Source organism: Streptomyces sp. NPDC047130 (assembly GCF_040643475.1).
Classification (GTDB): domain Bacteria; phylum Actinomycetota; class Actinomycetes; order Streptomycetales; family Streptomycetaceae; genus Streptomyces.
Genome location: NZ_JBEYUK010000002.1, coordinates 107,730 through 124,960 on the forward strand (window position 1 = coordinate 107,730; position 17,231 = coordinate 124,960).

The 17,231-nt window shown below is 71.7% G+C and carries 16 protein-coding genes and 2 pseudogenes; 9 read left to right on the forward strand and 9 right to left on the reverse strand.

The genetic code is table 11. From position 1 onward, the window contains the following. Positions 1 to 8 precede the first annotated feature (8 nt). The 4 genes and pseudogenes from ABZ836_RS03015 to ABZ836_RS03030 form a co-directional block, all read left to right on the forward strand. Entirely contained in the window at positions 9 to 440 is a 432-nt protein-coding gene (locus tag ABZ836_RS03015; protein WP_356130781.1) for a hypothetical protein, read from the forward strand. A 53-nt stretch (positions 441 to 493) separates the two neighbouring features. Further along, complete coding sequence (locus ABZ836_RS03020; RefSeq protein ID WP_361138704.1) at positions 494 to 1,936, forward strand: hypothetical protein; 1,443 nt, start codon at positions 494 to 496, stop codon at positions 1,934 to 1,936. Then, on the forward strand, positions 1,933 to 2,445 hold the full coding sequence (locus tag ABZ836_RS03025) for a hypothetical protein (RefSeq protein WP_356130777.1): 513 nt from the start codon (positions 1,933 to 1,935) through the stop codon (positions 2,443 to 2,445). The genes ABZ836_RS03020 and ABZ836_RS03025 overlap by 4 nt, the downstream gene beginning before the upstream one ends. Before the next feature lie 193 nt (positions 2,446 to 2,638). After that, positions 2,639 to 2,827 (forward strand): annotated as a pseudogene (locus tag ABZ836_RS03030) (transposase); the annotation flags it as partial. On the opposite strand, the pseudogene ABZ836_RS03035 reads toward ABZ836_RS03030, so the two are convergent. After that, a pseudogene (locus ABZ836_RS03035) lies at positions 2,824 to 3,033 on the reverse strand (hypothetical protein); the annotation flags it as partial. The pseudogenes ABZ836_RS03030 and ABZ836_RS03035 overlap by 4 nt on opposite strands. Positions 3,034 to 3,372: 339 nt before the next feature. Between ABZ836_RS03035 and ABZ836_RS03040 the strand changes: the two are divergent. Further along, complete coding sequence (locus tag ABZ836_RS03040; RefSeq protein WP_356130776.1) at positions 3,373 to 4,248, forward strand: deoxyribonuclease IV; 876 nt, start codon at positions 3,373 to 3,375, stop codon at positions 4,246 to 4,248. A 12-nt stretch (positions 4,249 to 4,260) separates the two neighbouring features. Here ABZ836_RS03040 and ABZ836_RS03045 read toward each other — a convergent pair whose 3' ends face one another. Beyond that, positions 4,261 to 4,893, reverse strand: coding sequence for a sulfite oxidase-like oxidoreductase (locus ABZ836_RS03045; protein ID WP_356130774.1), 633 nt, complete (start codon positions 4,891 to 4,893; stop codon positions 4,261 to 4,263). Between the two features lie 190 nt (positions 4,894 to 5,083). Between ABZ836_RS03045 and bfr the strand changes: the two genes are divergently transcribed. Continuing rightward, entirely contained in the window at positions 5,084 to 5,578 is a 495-nt protein-coding gene (gene bfr / locus ABZ836_RS03050) for a bacterioferritin (RefSeq protein WP_356130772.1), read from the forward strand. A 31-nt stretch (positions 5,579 to 5,609) separates the two neighbouring features. On the opposite strand, the gene ABZ836_RS03055 is transcribed toward bfr, so the two are convergent. Both ABZ836_RS03055 and ABZ836_RS03060 read right to left on the reverse strand, forming a co-directional pair. Further along, positions 5,610 to 5,891 carry a (2Fe-2S)-binding protein gene (locus ABZ836_RS03055; RefSeq protein WP_356130770.1) on the reverse strand — a complete coding sequence of 94 codons (282 nt, stop codon included), beginning with the start codon at positions 5,889 to 5,891 and terminating at the stop codon, positions 5,610 to 5,612. A gap of 199 nt (positions 5,892 to 6,090) precedes the next feature. Further along, on the reverse strand, positions 6,091 to 7,443 hold the full coding sequence (locus ABZ836_RS03060; protein WP_356130768.1) for a class II 3-deoxy-7-phosphoheptulonate synthase: 1,353 nt from the start codon (positions 7,441 to 7,443) through the stop codon (positions 6,091 to 6,093). Between the two features lie 277 nt (positions 7,444 to 7,720). On the opposite strand from ABZ836_RS03060, the gene ABZ836_RS03065 reads away from it, so the two are divergent. Beyond that, positions 7,721 to 9,667 carry an anthranilate synthase family protein gene (locus ABZ836_RS03065; protein ID WP_361138709.1) on the forward strand — a complete coding sequence of 649 codons (1,947 nt, stop codon included), beginning with the start codon at positions 7,721 to 7,723 and terminating at the stop codon, positions 9,665 to 9,667. Here the strand turns inward: ABZ836_RS03065 and ABZ836_RS03070 are convergent. The 4 genes from ABZ836_RS03070 to ABZ836_RS03085 form a co-directional block, all read right to left on the reverse strand. Further along, positions 9,613 to 10,629, reverse strand: coding sequence for a 2-hydroxyacid dehydrogenase (locus tag ABZ836_RS03070; RefSeq protein WP_356130764.1), 1,017 nt, complete (start codon positions 10,627 to 10,629; stop codon positions 9,613 to 9,615). The two genes, ABZ836_RS03065 and ABZ836_RS03070, sit on opposite strands and share 55 nt — an antisense overlap. A 98-nt stretch (positions 10,630 to 10,727) precedes the next feature. Beyond that, positions 10,728 to 11,393 (reverse strand): response regulator transcription factor, encoded by a 666-nt coding sequence (locus tag ABZ836_RS03075; RefSeq protein WP_361138712.1) that lies wholly within the window; start codon positions 11,391 to 11,393, stop codon positions 10,728 to 10,730. Positions 11,394 to 11,474: 81 nt separating this feature from the next. Further along, positions 11,475 to 12,677, reverse strand: coding sequence for a DUF5931 domain-containing protein (locus ABZ836_RS03080; protein ID WP_356130760.1), 1,203 nt, complete (start codon positions 12,675 to 12,677; stop codon positions 11,475 to 11,477). A gap of 79 nt (positions 12,678 to 12,756) precedes the next feature. Then, on the reverse strand, positions 12,757 to 13,509 hold the full coding sequence (locus ABZ836_RS03085) for a lysophospholipid acyltransferase family protein (RefSeq protein WP_356131109.1): 753 nt from the start codon (positions 13,507 to 13,509) through the stop codon (positions 12,757 to 12,759). A gap of 167 nt (positions 13,510 to 13,676) precedes the next feature. Here ABZ836_RS03085 and ABZ836_RS03090 point away from each other — a divergent pair, with 167 nt between their 5' ends. Together ABZ836_RS03090 and ABZ836_RS03095 are read left to right on the forward strand one after the other, a co-directional pair. Further along, positions 13,677 to 14,462 carry an alpha/beta fold hydrolase gene (locus ABZ836_RS03090; RefSeq protein ID WP_356130758.1) on the forward strand — a complete coding sequence of 262 codons (786 nt, stop codon included), beginning with the start codon at positions 13,677 to 13,679 and terminating at the stop codon, positions 14,460 to 14,462. Beyond that, a complete protein-coding gene (locus ABZ836_RS03095; protein ID WP_356130756.1) occupies positions 14,455 to 15,078 on the forward strand; it encodes a hypothetical protein in 624 nt (207 codons plus the stop codon). The genes ABZ836_RS03090 and ABZ836_RS03095 overlap by 8 nt, the downstream gene beginning before the upstream one ends. A gap of 217 nt (positions 15,079 to 15,295) precedes the next feature. Here the strand turns inward: ABZ836_RS03095 and ABZ836_RS03100 are convergent, their stop codons facing one another. Beyond that, positions 15,296 to 17,095, reverse strand: coding sequence for an AMP-dependent synthetase/ligase (locus tag ABZ836_RS03100; protein WP_356130755.1), 1,800 nt, complete (start codon positions 17,093 to 17,095; stop codon positions 15,296 to 15,298). Between the last annotated feature and the right edge of the window lie 136 nt (positions 17,096 to 17,231).

The window sequence follows — 17,231 nt, forward strand, 5'->3', positions numbered from 1 at the left end:
GTGGGCACGTGGCGTGGGACGAATGGGAACGCACCAAGGCTGATGTGGCGACAACCGCCGACAGGATGCGGCTGAACCAGCTCGCCCCCGCCGGCGGAGGCGGCGCGGCCCCCGACCTTGCCTCCAGCCCAGCGCAGAAGAAGGCCGCGGCAAAGGCGATCGACGAGGTGCTCCTGCCGGGTGCGCTGCGGGACGGCAAGCACGCCACGGAGGCCACGGTCTCCGCGGTGAAGGAGTTCGCCGCCAAGGACGGCGACGGCTGGGAGACGTCGTCCGCCCTGGACAAGGTCCGTCGGACCTGGGGGCGGCAGGTCAAGTCCCTGCTTGATCGCCTCGACGCCGAGAGCAAGGCGTTGCGCGACACCACCGTCGTCTTCCATGACACCGAGTTGGACATCGCAGGGCAGATGTCCCGGCCGTCGGCCATCGACCAGTACTGATTCGCCGGGCACACACGGTCCACGGGGGACGCATGCCTACCTATCACGAAGTGATGACCACCAACTTGTCCGCACTCACCGCCGCAGCCGAGAAGTGGGAGGAGATGAGCAGCAAGTTCCGGACGCTCGGCACGCTCTACGGGCGTGACGTGCACGGCATCTCACTCGGCGAGGCATGGACCGGAGCCAGCGCCACGGCGGGGCACGACCGTTTCACCGTGACGCTGGAGGAGATCGCTGGAGCACAGAGCGAGGCCAAGGCCATGGGTTCGTTGCTGCGCCAGGCCCACACCCAGCTCGTTGATCTTCGCGCCCGCGTCGAGGCCGTCCGGGCCGACGCCATCAAGGACGGCATGCGCGTCTCGGACCGAGGGACCGTCACCTTCGACACATCACAGTTGACCCGCGGAGAGCGCACCGCCTACGTCCACGACCCGGAGTTCCAGGAGATCGCCCGCGCCAAGGCCGAGGAGTGGGAGGCGCGCATCAAGGACGCGGTCAAGGCCGTCTCCGACGCGGACGACGGCATCCGCCTGATGCTTCAGTCGATCACCCGTGACTCCGATCCCATGGACGGCACGATCGACGGTTTCAACCGGCACCCCCAGCCCAACCCGTACCCATCACTCGAGGAGGCCGGTAAGGCCGCCAACATGCCGGAAGGGAAGCGGGCCGTCGCGGAATGGTGGCGCGACCTCGATCCGGTGACGCGCGGCATCCTCTGGCAGGAGCGCGCCGAGGAACTGCTGGCCGCCGGGGTCACAGCACCGTTGTACGACTGGAAGACACCGGACGTAGGATCTGGCCCCTGGGGTGTCGAAGAGGTGACCCCGCGGGATGTACGCCTCCACGCCCTGGCCCTGGCTATCGCGACAGCAGGGGATATCAAGGGCGAGGTCGGGGCGTCACGCAACATGCTCCACTACCTGGACGGAACCGGCGAGACCCTGTGCTTGGACGTCAACCGGATGCTGCATGACGACGCCGGCCTGCGCGATGAGATCGAGCAGAACCACCTGGCACACCACCAGCAATCTTGGCGTCAACAGGCGCTTGAGGAGTTCTACCGATCAGGAGGGGACAAGCCCATAGCGGTTCCTGTTGAGAGCACCGGCCGGGGCGAGACGTTGAAGAGCGACGAGTGGTTCCACGCCATCGGCTCCCACATGCAGAACGTCAGCGGCGTCGTCACCGTGACACCAGGCTCAGACGGTAGGCCCCCGAACGTCTCGCTCGACTATCAAGTGAACATGTGGGATCGCTACAACTGGGACAACGGCAAGGCGACCACATTTCCAGGCGGCATCACCATCGAGGACAAGGACATGGGGCGCTTGCACAAGGTCGGCATCGCCCGTGAATTCGACATGATGGGCAGCAGCACCGTCTACACCTACGACCTCGACAGCCACGACCTTTCTGGCCTCACGCCCAGCGACCCGGGACGCGAGGGTACGCGCGCGGATGGCTCCCGGGGAGACGAGGAGAACCGATGAAGCTGCGGAACCATCGCACGTGGAGCGCCTTGTTGACGTTGGCGGGCAGCCTGCTGTTCGCCGCCTGTACGCCCTCCCCGGCGGACGTCCAGGTAAAGCGTGTCACCTACCCGTACTGGGAAAAGGGCGACGGCCCCCAGAAGACCGCGGCGCACATGGCGATCCGCATACCCCCGGGGGCAACCGAGGTGAAGAGTGCCCTCCAGGTACAACCGCAGGAGGACCTGCACCTCCTCTCCTTCGTGACCGAGGAGAAGACCGCAGAAGCCATCGCGGAGGACCTGCGGCTCGAAACCCCGCTGGAGCCCATGCTCGGCGATGATCCACTGAGCGGTGACGGCTTCAAGCACCTCGGGATCAAGGCACCTCAGGATGTTCCGGGCGTCCGTGAGGCCCAAGTCTGTCCGCCGTGCATCAGGGACACGAGGCGCGACCACCTCCAGGTCGTCGAGATCCAGCTCGGCGCAGAAGCCCAGGGCCGTACCCGCGTCTATCTGACCACCTACTGATCGCGGCACTCACGCCGATGCGAGGGCGAGCGAGCAAAGCCGTGCACATCGTTGGACCTGCCGTCAGTTCACCGACATCCGTTAGTAGTGCTTCGTTACGTGGGGTGATCTCGCCTGGTGGTGGGCAGCCTTCCTGGGTGAAGCTGGGGAAGTGGAACGGCTCCGAGGTGAGTTGGCGGGGTTCGTTGCCGATGTGTTGGGGTCGTTGCCGCGGCGGGATCAGCGGCGGTGGGGCGAGTGTTGTCTGCGGGGCCTGATGCTGGACGGCCGGCGCAAGTCGGTCCAGCCGATGGCCGAGCGGCTGCCGGACGGGAACATGCAGGCTCTGCAGCAGTTCGTGAACCAGTCGCCGTGGGATCCGCTGCCGGTCAGGCAGCCGGTGCGCAGCGTCCGCCTGGCGGTGTACACCACCGCGTCCTCGGACAGCCCCGACAGCCGCTCCAGCAGCTCCGCCGAGAGCTCGAAGCCCACGGATGTCAGCGCCGCGTCGAACTGCCGAGCGGCGGTGGCTCCTTCTTCGGTTGAATCCTTGTGGCAGGGGAGGCGGTGGGTGTGCCGGATGACCAGCGATTCGAGACTGGGCGCCATTCGGGGATGTTCGCAGAGGTGCGTGAGCCGGCGCACGGAGTTCTCGGACGCACTCCGACCTCTCCGCGCTGAATGTCTTCGCGCAGCAAGAGGCGAATCGGCCCTCACCGAGTTGCTGCGCAGCCCGGCCGATACGGCCGAGAGACTTCGCTCGGTTCAGGCGGTGCGGAACCGACTCGCGACCGGGGTTGCGACGCGGACCGGGTCACCTGTTCGGCAGAACCGGGGCCGGGGTCGGAAGGCGCCGGGAGCGGCCGTCCCAGGGCGACGGACTGAGAGAGAGGCGAAGGGACGGGGGCAACCGGACAGGTACCGCCGTTGGCGTGGCACCCTGGACAGGTGAAGTTCGCGCAGCGCAACCCCGTCGGGGGCCACGTCCCCGTGGCCGGGGGTCTCAGCACCGTCGGCCTCGCCTACGCCAGGGAGCTGGCGGCCGAGACCGTGCAGGTCTTCGTCGCCAACCCCCGCGGCTGGGCCACCCCCACCGGCAACCCCGCGCAGGACGAGGCCTTCCGCGCCGCCTGCGCGGAGGAATCCATACCCGCGTACGTGCACGCCCCCTACTTGATCAACTTCGGGTCGCACACCGAGGCCACGGTGGAGCGGTCGGTGGAGTCGCTGCGGCACTCGCTGCGGCGGGGGCGGGAGATCGGGGCGCTGGGGGTCGTCGTGCACACCGGGAGCGCGACCGGGGGCCGGCACCGTTCCGTGGCCCTCCGGCAGGTGCGGGAGTACATGCTGCCGCTGCTGGACGAGCTGACGCACGAGGACGACCCGTTCCTGCTGATCGAGTCGACGGCCGGCCAGGGCTTCTCCCTCTGCTCGCGCGCCGAGGACTTCGGGCCGTACTTCGAGGCGCTGGACGCCCACCCGAAGCTGGGGATCTGCCTGGACACCTGCCACATCTTCGCCGCCGGGCACGACCTGACCGGCCCGCACGGCATGCGGCGGACGCTGGACGAGCTGGTGGCGACGGTCGGCCCGGGCCGGCTGAAGCTGATCCACGCGAACGACTCCAAGGACGTCGTCGGCGCGCACAAGGACCGGCACGCCAACATCGGCGAGGGGCACATCGGCGAGGACCCGTTCGGGGAGCTGCTGCGGCACCCGGCGACCGAGGGCGTGCCGCTGGTGATCGAGACGCCGGGCGGCAAGGAGGGGCACGCGGCCGACGTGGAGCGCCTCAAGAAGCTGCGGGAACAGCGGCAGCCGTAAAGGGGCCGAGCCCTACAGGTCCGGGCCCTCGCCCGGCTCCTCCTGGTAGGAGTAGCGCTGTTCGCGCCAGGGGTCGCCGATGTTGTGGTAGCCCCGTTCCTCCCAGAAACCGCGCCGGTCGGTGGTCATGTACTCGACGGCGCGGACCCATTTGGGGCCCTTCCACGCGTACAGGTGCGGCACGATCAGCCGGAGCGGGAAGCCGTGCTCGGCGGTGAGGAGTTCGCCGTCCTTGTGGGTGGCGAAGATGGTGTGCTCCGCGGCGAAGTCCGACAGCCGCATGTTGGAGCTGAAGCCGTACTCGGCCCACACCATCACATGGGTGACCTCGGGCGCGGGCGGCGCGGCCTCCAGGACGACGCGGGCGGGCACGCCGCTCCACTCGGCGCCGAGCATGCTGAACCGGGTCACGCAGTGCAGGTCGGCGACGACCGTGGAACGCGGGAGGGCGCCGAACTCGGCGTGGTTCCAGGAGCGCTTGCCGCCGTCGGCGGTGGCGCCGAACACCTGGAACTCCCACCGCTCGGGCCGGAACCGCGGCACCGGCCCGTAGTGGGTGACCGGCCAGCCGCGCTGCAGTCGCTGCCCCGGGGGAAGTCCCGGCTGTGCCGCTTCCCCGGACGCGTGTTCCTCCGGCTGACCCATGCGTCCATCCTGACAGACCCGTTCCGGGCCGGAGGAACCGCCTCGACCGACAGGGGGCCAAAAAGGAACAGATCGGGAACAAGTCGGGTAAGTGTGCACTTACTGGACGTGGCGACGCCTGGTTGCCATCATGCGGGCGCAGCAGTCGCACGAGCAGTCACATCGATCCGCGTACGGAAGGACCCGCCGCATGCAGGGCGACCCCGAGGTCATCGAGTTCCTCAACGAGCAGCTGACCGCCGAGCTGACGGCGATCAACCAGTACTTCCTGCACTCCAAGCTGCAGGACCACAAGGGCTGGACCAAGCTGGCCCGGTACACCCGCGCGGAGTCGTTCGACGAGATGCGGCACGCGGAGGTGCTCACCGAGCGCATCCTGATGCTGGACGCGCTGCCCAACTACCAGCGGCTCTTCCACGTCCGTGTGGGGCAGACGGTCACCGAGATGTTCGAGGCGGACAAGCAGGTGGAGGTGGAGGCCATCGACCGGCTGCGGCGCGGCATCGAGGTGATGCGGGCGAAGAACGACATCACCTCGGCGAACATCTTCGAGGCGATCCTGGCCGACGAGGAGCACCACATCGACTACCTCGACACGCAGCTCGAGCTGATCGAGAAGCTGGGCGAGTCGCTGTACCTGTCGACGGTGATCGAGCAGACGCAGCCGGACGCGTCCGCCGGCTGAGCGCCCGGGCCGCGGTCGCGGTCGAGCAGGCTCAGGCGGCGTCGGGGAGTGCGCGCGGCGCCGTCCCCGCGCCGGGCAGCACCTCGACGCCGTCGGCCGGGAGGGCCAGCGCCTCGGCGGGGCGGCCCGTGTCGATGAGCTCGCGGCGCGGGCAGGCGCCCCGGCCCAGCAGGGCCTGGATCCGCTTGACGCAGCCGCCGCAGTCGGTGCCGGCCTTGCAGGCGGAGGCGATCTGGCGGGGGGTGCACGCACCGGCCTCCGCGTGGCGCTTCACCTGCTCCTCGGTCACGCCGAAGCAGCTGCACACGTACACGAAGGTTCACCCCCGTCCTGGGACCGGATCGTTCACTGGGATCACTGGGATCGCTGGGATCGCTGGGACGCCTCGCCCGGAACCGACGGTTCCGCTTGGTGAGGCAAACCTAACCTAACCCACCCCGTACCGCCCGGGAAGACCGATGGGGCGCGGATCCCTGTGATCCGCGCCCCATCCTCAGGTCAGTGCCGGTGCGTCACTGCGAGCGGTACATCTCCGCCACCAGGAACGCCAGGTCCAGCGACTGGCTGCGGTTGAGGCGGGGGTCGCAGGCGGTCTCGTAGCGCTGGTGGAGGTCGTCGACGAAGATCTCGTCGCCGCCGCCCACGCACTCGGTGACGTCGTCGCCGGTGAGCTCCACGTGGATGCCGCCGGGGTGGGTGCCGAGCTCCTTGTGGACCTCGAAGAAGCCCTTGACCTCGTCGAGCACGTCGTCGAAGCGGCGGGTCTTGTGGCCGGAGGCCGCCTCGAAGGTGTTGCCGTGCATGGGGTCGGTCACCCAGGCGACCGTCGCGCCGGAGGCGGTGACCTTCTCGACCAGCTCGGGGAGCTTGTCGCGGATCTTGTCCGCGCCCATCCGGACGATGAAGGTCAGCCGGCCCGGCTCGCGGTCCGGGTCGAGGCGCTCGATGTACTGCAGCGCCTCCTCGGCCGTCGTCGTGGGGCCCAGCTTGATGCCGATCGGGTTCTGGATCTTCGACGCGAACTCGATGTGCGCGTGGTCCATCTGCCGGGTCCGCTCACCGATCCAGACCATGTGGCCGGAGACGTCGTAGAGCTTGCCGGTGCGGGAGTCCACCCGGGTGAGGGCGGTCTCGTAGTCCATCAGCAGCGCCTCGTGGGAGGCGAAGAACTCGACGGTCTTGAACTCCTCGGGGTCCGTGCCGCAGGCCCGCATGAAGTTCAGCGCGTTGTCGATCTCCCGGGCGAGCTGCTCGTAGCGCTGGCCGGAGGGGGACGACTTCACGAAGTCCTGGTTCCAGGCGTGCACCTGCCGCAGGTCGGCGTAGCCGCCGGTGGTGAAGGCGCGCACCAGGTTCAGCGTGGAGGCCGAGGCGTGGTACATCCGCTTCAGCCGCTCCGGGTCGGGGATCCGGGAGGCCTCGGTGAACTCGAAACCGTTCACCGAGTCGCCGCGGTACACCGGCAGGGTCACTCCGTCGCGGGTCTCCATCGGCTTGGAGCGCGGCTTGGAGTACTGGCCGGCGATGCGGCCCACCTTCACGACCGGCACGGAGGCGGCGTAGGTCAGGACGGCCCCCATCTGGAGCAGCGTCTTGAGCTTGTTGCGGATGTGGTCGGCGGAGACGCCGTCGAAGGCCTCCGCGCAGTCGCCGCCCTGCAGGAGGAACGCCTCGCCCTTGGCGACGGCCGCCATGCGGGCCTTCAGCTGGTCGCACTCGCCGGCGAAGACCAGCGGCGGGTAGCTCTCGAGCTCCGTGACGACCTTGCGCAGGGCTTCCTGGTCGGGATACTCCGGCTGCTGGGCAGCGGGCAGGTCACTCCAGGTGGGCACGAAGGCGGCGGGGCTCTCAAGGTTCACGGTCACGCCAGCAAGAGTAAGGGGTGCCTTCCCCGGCGCGGCCGAAAAGCCCACACTGTGGGACGCACCGTCCGTACCGCGTACACCCGCCGCCACGCTGCGGTACTGTTCGCCGCATGTTCGCGCACGCTCACAGCACCGACTGGTGGTGGACCGCTCCCTCGGCGGCCCACTGACTGCGCGTACCCACACTTCGCGAAGGCCGCCCGAGGGGCGGCCTTCGGTGTTTCCGCGACCGGGCCGCTCCTCCCCACCGAGACCACTCACCCGGAGGAGACCCCGCATGGACCTCTCGCTGCTGCCCGGCGACGGACGCCCGTTCGCCCTGCTGCGCCGCCGCACCCCTGGCCGTGACCAGGATCTCGTCGAGCTGCTGGTCGGCCCGGTCGCCGAGTACGGGAAGCTGGCCGAGCTGCCGGACCGGGCGCTGGCCCTGGTGCCGTTCCGGCAGATCCGCGAGCGCGGCTTCGACGTCCGCGACGACGGCACGCCGCTGCTGGCGCTGACCCCCGAGGAGTCGTACGAGATCCCCCTCGCCGAGGCGCTGGCGCAGCTGCCCGCGCACGAGGTGCGGGTCGAGGACGGCGGCTTCGACCAGGACGACGCCTCGTACGCGGCCACCGTGGAGCGGGTGCTGCGGGAGGAGATCGGGCGCGGCGAGGGCGCGAACTTCGTGATCCGCCGCACCTACCGCGGCCGGATCGACGGGTTCGGCGCGGCGGACGCGCTGGCCCTGTTCCGGCGGCTGCTGGTGGGCGAGCGGGGCGCGTACTGGACGTTCGTGGTGCACACCGGGGACCGCACGCTGGTCGGGGCGAGCCCGGAGGTGCACGTGCGGATGTCGGGGCAGGCCGTGGTGATGAACCCGATCAGCGGCACCTACCGCTACCCGGCCGGCGGGCCGACGCCGGAGGACCTGCTGGGGTTCCTGGACAGCGCCAAGGAGACCGAGGAGCTCTCCATGGTGGTGGACGAGGAGCTCAAGATGATGTGCACGGTCGGCGACATGGGCGGTGTGGTGGTCGGGCCGCGGCTGAAGGAGATGGCGCACCTGGCGCACACCGAGTACGAGCTGCGCGGCCGCTCCACCCTGGACGCCCGCGAGGTGCTGCGGGAGACCATGTTCGCCGCCACCGTGACCGGGTCGCCCGTGCAGAACGCCTGCCGGGTGATCGAGCGGCACGAGCGGGACGGGCGCGGCTACTACGCGGGCGCGCTGGCGCTGCTGGGGCGGGACGCGGGCGGGGCGCAGACCCTGGACTCCCCGATCCTGATCCGCACCGCGGACGTCTCCGCCGGCGGCGAGCTGCGGGTGGGCGTGGGGGCGACGCTGGTGCGCGGCTCCGACCCGGCGGGCGAGGTGGCGGAGACGCACGCCAAGGCGGCCGGTGTGCTGGCCGCGCTGGGGGTCCGGCCGGGCCGCCCCCGCGAGGAGCGGGCGGCTCCGCGACTGGCGGACGACCCGCGGGTGCGGGCCGCGCTGGACGCCCGGCGGGCGGACCTGGCGCCGTTCTGGCTGCGGATGCACGACCGGGCGGAGGAGGCCGGGGCGCTCGGCGGGCACGCCCTGGTGGTGGACGCCGAGGACACCTTCACCGCGATGCTGGCCCATCTGCTGCGCTCCCTCGGCCTGGCGGTGACGGTGCGCCGCTTCGACGAGCCGGGGCTGCGCGAGGCGGTGCTTGCCCACGAGGGTCCGGTGGTGCTCGGCCCCGGTCCCGGCGACCCGGGGGACGCGGCGGACCCGCGGATGCGGTTCCTGCGCGGTCTGGCGGCCGAGGTGCTCCGCGCGCACGGAGAGGTGCCCGGAGGGGCGCACGGAGGCGGTCACCGGCACGGGGTGCTGGGCGTCTGCCTGGGCCACGAGCTGATCGCCGCCGAGCTGGGCCTGGAGATCGTCCGCAAGCAGGTGCCGTACCAGGGCGCGCAGACCACGGTGGACCTGTTCGGGCGGCCGGAGACGGTCGGCTTCTACAACAGCTTCGTCGCCCGCTGCGACGACGGGACGGCGCTGGAGCTGGCGGCGCACGCCGTGGAGGTGGGCCGGAGCGAGGACGGCGAGGTGCACGCGCTGCGCGGGCCGGGCTTCGCCGGTGTGCAGTTCCACCCGGAGTCGGTGCTCACGGTGCGCGGCATCGAGGTCGTGCGCGGCCTGCTCGAAGGGCTGGCGCGGGGTCAGGCCGGCGGCCTGGGGACCAGCACGTTCTCCGAGCGGCGGCCGGCCAGGTAGTCCGCCACGTTGGACGCGGTGGTGCGGGAGATCTGCGCCACCGCGTCGGAGGTGTAGTAGGCCTGGTGGGCGGTGACCAGGACGTTCGGGAAGGTGACCAGCCGGGCCAGGGTGTCGTCGTCGACGGTCTCCAGCGACTTGTCGAGGAAGAACAGGCCCTCCTCCGCCTCGTAGACGTCCAGGCCCACGCCGGTGAACCGGCCGGCCCGCAGTTCGGCGACGAGCGCGGCGGTGTCGACCAGACCGCCGCGGCTGGTGTTCACCAGGATCGCGTCGTCCTTCATCAGCCGCAGCGAGTCCGCGCCGATGAGGTGCTGGGTCTGCGGGGTGAGCGGCACGTGCAGGGTGACGACGTCGGCCCGGGCCAGCAGCTCGGCGGTCGGGACGTACGTCATGCCGAGGTCCACGCACTCGGGGTTCTCGGCGATGTCCCAGCCCAGCAGCCGCATGCCGAAGCCGTGCGCGATCCGGGCGAAGGCCGCGCCGATCTTGCCGGTGCCGATCACCCCTGCGGTGCGGCCGTGCAGGTCACGGCCCATCAGGCCGCTGATGCGGAAGTCGAAGTCACGGGTGCGGCGGGAGGCGCGGGCGATCCGCCGGTTGAGCGCCAGGGCCAGCGACCAGGCGTGCTCGGCGACCGAGTGCGGCGAGTACGAGACGACCCGCGCCACGGTCATGCCCAGGCGTTCGGCCACCGGAAGGTCGATGTTGTTGAAGCCGGTGGAGCGCTGGGCGATCAGCCCGGTCCCGCCCACCGCGAGGGTCTGCAGCACCTGGTGGTCGAGCACCGCGTTGACCGGGGTGACCACCACCTCGTGGCCGAGGGCGAGCGCGGCGGTGTCCGCGTCCAGGTTGACGTCCAGGCAGCGCAGCTCGTGCCCCAGCGGGGTCACCGTGGCGGCGAACGCCTGCTCCAGGAGCGGTTTCTCGTCGTGCTGGACACCGAACGCGAGGATCTCCATGGAGCCGACCCTACGAGGGGTGCGGCCCGGCCGCGAGTGGCCGCACGGCCCGTGCGGCCGGGCCGGAAGGCCCTCGCGGGTGGGGGCGGTCCTCGGGGTCAGTCCTCGTCGAGGCCGGTCTCGATGGCGTACCGGACCAGCTCGACCCGGTTGTGGAGCTGCAGCTTGCCGAGGGTGTTCTGGACGTGGTTCTGCACCGTCCGGTGGGAGATCACCAGCCGTTCCGCGATCTGCTTGTACGACAGTCCCTTGGCGACCAGGCGCAGCACCTCGGTCTCCCGCTCGGTGAGCCGGGGCGCGGGCGCGGCGGGCGCCGGCTGGGCGGGCCCGGAGGCGAGCCGGCGGTACTCGCCGAGCACCAGTCCGGCGAGGCCGGGGGTGAACACGGCCTCGCCGACGGCGGTGCGCCGGACGGCGTCCAGGAGCTCCTCGGTGGAGGCGGACTTCACCAGGTAGCCGGTGGCGCCGGACTTCACGGCCTCCAGCACGTCGGCGTGCTCGCCGCTGGCCGAGAGCACCAGCACCCGCAGCGAGGGGTCGGCGCCGACCAGTTCGCGGCAGACCGCCACGCCGGGCTTCAGCGGCAGGTTGAGGTCGAGGACCAGCACGTCGGGGCGGACCGCACGGGCCCGCCGCACGGCCTGTTCGCCGTCGCCGGCGGTGGCCACCACCTCGAACCCGGCTCCGGCCAGGTCCCGGGCGACGGCGTCCCGCCACATCGGGTGGTCGTCGACCACCATCACCTTCACCGGGCTCTCCCCCATCGTGTCGTTCTCCTCGGCTCTTATCGTCGGCTCTTCCCGTGGGCTCTTCCCGGGGGCCTCGCCCGCCGCTCGTGGCGGCCCTCAGGCCTTCGGGACCCTCAACTCGACCTCGGCGCCCTGGCCGGGGACCGAGAACAGCTCGGCGGTGCCGCCGAGGTCACGCAGCCTGCCGACGATCGACTGGGCGACGCCCAGCCGCCCCTCGCTCTCGGCGGCCTGGAGCCGGCCCGCGGGGATGCCGGGGCCGTCGTCGCGGACGGTGACGATCACCTGGTCCGGTTCGTCCTCGAGCAGGATCCACGCCCGGGCCTCCTCGCCCGCGTGCGCCCGGACGTTGTCCAGCGCGGCGCCCACCGCCGCGGCCACCTCGCGGGCCACGTGGCCGGGCAGCTCCACCGGGGTGCCCGGTTCGGCCAGGGCGATCCGGGGGCCGGTGGCGTGCCGGGCGAGCAGGGTGCGCAGGTCGACGGGGCCGTCCTGCCGCTCCTCGCCCTCCTCGCCCGCGCCACCGGGGCCGCCGGAGGCCCGAGGGCCGGGCAGGCCGCGGGATATCAGCGCGCGCAGCGCCGACTCCTGCTCGCCGGCCAGCCGCACGAGCTCGGCGGTGTCCGCGCCGCCGGACGCGCCGCCGGACGCGCCTCCGGACGCCGCATCGGCGCCGGCGGCGTCGGCGGCCCGCCGCCGGATCATGGCGAGGACCTGGAGGACGCCGTCGTGGATGTCGCGGGCCAGCCGCTCGCGCTCCCGGGTGGCGGCCTCGATCTCCAGGGCGCGGGCCAGCGTCCGCTCGGACGCGCGGGCCACCTCGACGACGTAGCCGATGGCGATGGCGGCGACCCACACCAGGATCACGTTGTGCACGGTGTCGCGGGTGGGGGCGCCGCGCTCCACCAGGTTGGCGGCGGCCACCAGGGTGGAGGCGAAGGCCGCCCAGCGCCAGCCTCCCTTGACGGCGAAGGCGAGCACCGAGCCGGCCGTCCAGATCGACGGCAGGGTGGGCCCGCCGGCGTGGATCCGGGCGGCGGAGTCGGCCAGCGGGGTGAGCAGGATGCCGACGACCGCGATCGTCAGGTCGATGCCCAGGAAGCCCTTGGTGCAGCTGCGGGCGTCGGCGACCTTCCGCACGGTGGCCAGCGTCCACACCACCAGGACGGCGTAGTAGCCCACGGCGATCTGCGGCCGCACGAAGTGGTCGTACGCCGAGGCGAACAGGCCGACGGCGTACAGCATGGTCAGCACCCGGTAGGCGGTCAGCGCACGCCACAGCGGCTGCTCGACCGACATCCTGCCGCGCGGTCTCCCGTCCACGGCCCTCCCCCGTTCCCCTTCTCCCCCGTCCCCGGCGCGGGCCCGCGCCGGGGGGTCAGCTCCCCTGAGGCGTCCGGCCGGCGCCCGCGGTCGCCTCGGCGCGCGCGGCGGCCTTCGCGGCCTTGGCCGCCTCGGCGAGCTGGCGCTTGGCGGCGGTGGCGTACATGTCGACGTACTCCTGGCCGGACAGCTTCATCAGCTCGTACATGACCTCGTCGGTCACGGCCCGGAGCACGTAGCGGTCGTTGTCCATGCCCTGGTAGCGGCTGAAGTCGAGCGGCTTGCCGATCCGGATGCCCGGGCGCATGATCTTGGGCATGGCCTTGCCGGGCGGCTGGATCTTCTCGGTGTCGAGCATGGCGACCGGGATCACCGGGGCGCCGGTGGCCAGCGCGACGCGGGCCAGGCCGCCGGGCTTGCCGCGGTAGAGGCGGCCGTCGGGCGAACGGGTGCCCTCGGGGTAGATGCCGAAGAGCCCGCCGTTCTCGATGACCTTGATGCCGCTGCGGATCGCGGCCTCGCCGGCCGAGCGGCCGCCCTCGCGGTCCACCGGGAGCTGGCCGACGCCCCGCATGAAGGCGGCCGTCAGACGTCCCTTGACGCCCGGGGTGGTGAAGTACTCCGCCTTGGCGATGAAGGTGACCTTCCGGTCGAGCATCACGGGCAGGAAGATGGAGTCCGAGAAGGACAGGTGGTTGCTCGCGAGGATCGCGGGACCGTCGGCCGGAATGTTCTCCAGCCCCTCGACCCAAGGTCTGAACGTGAGCTTCACCGGTGCCCCGATGATCACCTTCATTATTTCGTAGATCACCCGACTGCCCTCCTGTGCATCGGGTCCGAACCTTATCCCGAGGCCGCGGCAAACGCTCGACGCCCCTGGCCGGTGCAGGCACGGTCGCGTACGGTGAAGTACCCACTCCACCTCTGTGCCGTGCGGGTACCCGCCGGCACGGCCCAGTCACGAGGAGACCGAAGGTGCCGGTCCTTCCCGGAGCCGAGCCGTTCCGCCACGAGGGCGGGGAGATCGGCGTCCTGCTCTGTCACGGCTTCACCGGTTCGCCGCAGTCGATGCGCCCGTGGGCCGAGTACCTGGCCGGACACGGCCTCACCGTCTCCCTGCCGCTGCTGCCGGGGCACGGCACCCGCTGGGAGGACCTGCAGGTCACCGGCTGGCAGGACTGGTACGCCGAGGTCGACCGCGCGCTGCGGGAGCTCACCGCGCGCTGCTCGAAGGTCTTCGTCTGCGGTCTGTCGATGGGCGGCGCCCTCGCCCTGCGCCTGGCGGCGAGGCACGGCGACGCGGTGAGCGGACTGGTGCTGGTCAACCCGGTGAACAGGGTGCACGGCGCGGCCGCCCGGGTGCTCCCCGCGGTGCGTCACCTGGTGCCCACCACCAAGGGGCTGACGGGCGACATCAGGAAGGACGGCGTCACCGAGCTCGGGTACGCCAAGGTGCCGCTGCACGCCGCGTACTCGCTGGCGGTCTTCCTGCGGACCCTGGACCGCGAGCTGCCGCAGGTGACGCAGCCGCTGCTGCTCCTGCACAGCGCCGTCGACCACGTGGTGGCCCCGGCCGACTCGGCGCGGATCCTGTCCCGGGTCTCCTCGGTGGACACCACGGAGGTCCTGCTGGAGGACAGCTACCACGTGGCGACGCTGGACAACGACGCGGAGCGGATCTTCGCGGCGAGCCTGTCGTTCGTCGAGCGGCTGGCGCCGGAGGCGGACGGCGACCGTGAGGGGGCGGCTTCCGTTGGCTGAGAACGGCACGGGACAGGATCCGGAGCGCGAGCAGGACCCCGACCTGCCCGCCTTCGACGAGAAGGCGGCGTGGGAGGCGATCGTCGCCTCCTACGGCGACGAGCCGGCCGACCCGCCGGGGACGAGACCGTTCCGCCCGGTGGAGGACCTGGCGCTGCCGGACGCGGGCGTGGAGCCGCCGGCGGCCGACGGATCCGCGGGCGCCGGGGGCGCGGCGGGGCCGGAGGGCGCCGAGCCGGACCCGGAGCCGGAGGCCCGGCCGCTGGGCGGCTCGGTCACGTTCGCGCCCGGCGTGGGCGCGGGGGCCACGGCGACGGCGCCGCCGGCCGGGCCGCGGGACTTCGAGCTCGCGGACCCGCCGGAGGAGGAGGACCACTTCGTGCCGCCGGAGCCGCCGCCGCTTCCGGAGTCGGACCCGACGGCGAGGTTCGCGTGGCTCGGTGTGATCGGCGGGCCGGTGCTGCTGCTGTTCGCCGTGCTGCTGGGGTGGCACATGTCCTGGTGGCTCACCACGGTGTGCGTGGGCGGGTTCCTGGGCGGGGCGGCGGCGCTGGTGCTCCGCATGGATCCCGACGCCGACGACTCCGACGACCCGGGCCGCGGCGCGGTCGTCTGAGGGTCCCCTTCGACGGCCCGCGGGCCGTTCCCGCCCTTCCCACGGGCGGCTGGGCCGTCCAGGGGGCGGCACGGGCGGGCGCAGGGCGGCGCCTTGCGCGGCCGGCGGCTCGCTCCACCCCGCGCAGCAGACGGGTACGTACGCATGCCCCGCGCACGCGAAGGGGCCCGGGTCAGGTCGACCCGGGCCCCTTCGCGTGCGCCGCGCGGCGTCGACGTCAGCGCTGGTAGAGCGCCTCGATCTCGTCCGCGAAGTCCTTCGCGACGACATTCCGCTTCAGCTTCAGCGACGGCGTGAGGTGCCCGGACTCCTCCGTGAACTGCCCCGTCAGGACGCGGAACTTCCGCACCGACTCCGCCTTGGACACCGCCGCGTTGCCGTCGTCCACCGCGGACTGGATGGTCGCCAGCAGGTCCGCGTCGTCCCGCAGGTCCGTCGGCGTGGTCCCCGCCGGCTTGCCGTGCTCCGCGCACCAGCGGCCGAGGAACTCCTCGTCCAGCGTGACCAGCGCGCCCACGAACGGCCGCCCGTCGCCGACCACCATGCACTCCGCGACCAGCGCGTGGGCCCGGATCCGGTCCTCGATCACCGCGGGGGCGACGTTCTTGCCGCCGGCGGTGACGATGATCTCCTTCTTGCGGCCGGTGATCCGCAGGTAGCCGTCCTCGTCGAGGGTGCCGAGGTCGCCGGTGTGGAACCAGCCGTCCTCCAGCGCCTCCTCGGTGGCCGCCGGGTTGTTCCAGTAACCGGTGAAGATGTGCTCGCCGTGGAGCAGGACCTCGCCGTCGTCGGCGATGCGGACGACGGAGCCGGGCAGCGGCTGGCCGACCGTGCCGATCTTCTGCTTGTCCCACGGGTTGAAGGCGGTCGCCGCGGCGGACTCGGTGAGGCCGTAGCCCTCGAGGATGGTGAAGCCGATGCCGCGGAAGAAGTGGCCGAGCCGCTCGCCCAGCGGCGCGCCGCCGGAGACCGCGTACTCGCCGCGCCCGCCGAGGACGGCGCGCAGCTTGCTGAAGACCAGCTTGTCGAAGATCTTGTGCTTGACGCGCAGCCCGAAGGAGGGGCCCGCGGGCTCGTCCAGGGCGCGGCTGTAGGCGATCGCCGTGGCGGCGGCCTTGTCGAAGATCTTGCCCTTGCCGTCGGCCTGGGCCTTGGCGCGGGCGGAGTTGTAGACCTTCTCGAAGACCCGCGGGACGCCGAGGATCAGCGTCGGGCGGAACGAGGCCAGCTCGTCGGTGAGGTTCTTGATGTCCGGGACCATGCCCAGGCGGATCGGCGCGAGCATCGACGCGATCTCGACGAGCCGGCCGAAGACGTGGGCGAGCGGGAGGAACAGCAGCACGGAGCAGCGGCCGGTCTCGAAGAGCGGGCCCAGGCGCTCGACGGCGTTGCCCGCCTCCGCGAACCAGTTGCGGTGGGTGAGGACGCAGCCCTTGGGGCGGCCGGTGGTGCCGGAGGTGTAGACGATGGTGGCCGGGTCGTCGGCCTTGGCGGAGCGGCCGCGCTCGTCGAGGGTGTCGTCGGAGACGTCCTGGCCGAGGCGGCCGAGCTCGTCGAGGGCGCCGTCGTCGAGCTGCCAGACGTGCTTGAGGGCGGGGAGCCCGGCCCGGACCTGCTCGACGCCGGCGGCGTGCAGCGGGGTCTCGACGATCACGGCGGTGGCGCCGGCGTCACCGAGTATCCACTCGATCTGCTCGGGGGAGCTGGTCTCGTAGACCGGCACGGTCACCGCGCCCGCGCTCCAGATGGCGAAGTCCAGCAGCGCCCACTCGTAGCGGGTGCGGGAGATGAGCGCCACCCGGTCGCCGGGCTGGACGCCCGCGCCGATCAGGCCCTTGGCGGCGGCGTTGACCTCGGCGAGGAACCGCTCGGCGGTGACGTCCTGCCAGGCGCCCGAGGCGTCCTTGCGGGCGATGACCGCGGTCCGGGGGTGCTGCGCGGCGTTTCTGCGGACCAGGTCGGTCAGATTGCCGTCCGCGGGGACTTCGTACAGAGCCGGAAGGCTGAACTCGCGCAAGACTGCTGCTCCTCATTGGCGCCGACGCCACGACGTTGTGTGGATGCGACGGTGCGGTCCATGGCTTGGGCGCGTGCCCGGCCGGGTACGGACATGGTCCGCCCTGGACCTGGCACTACGGGACCGACTGGACGTT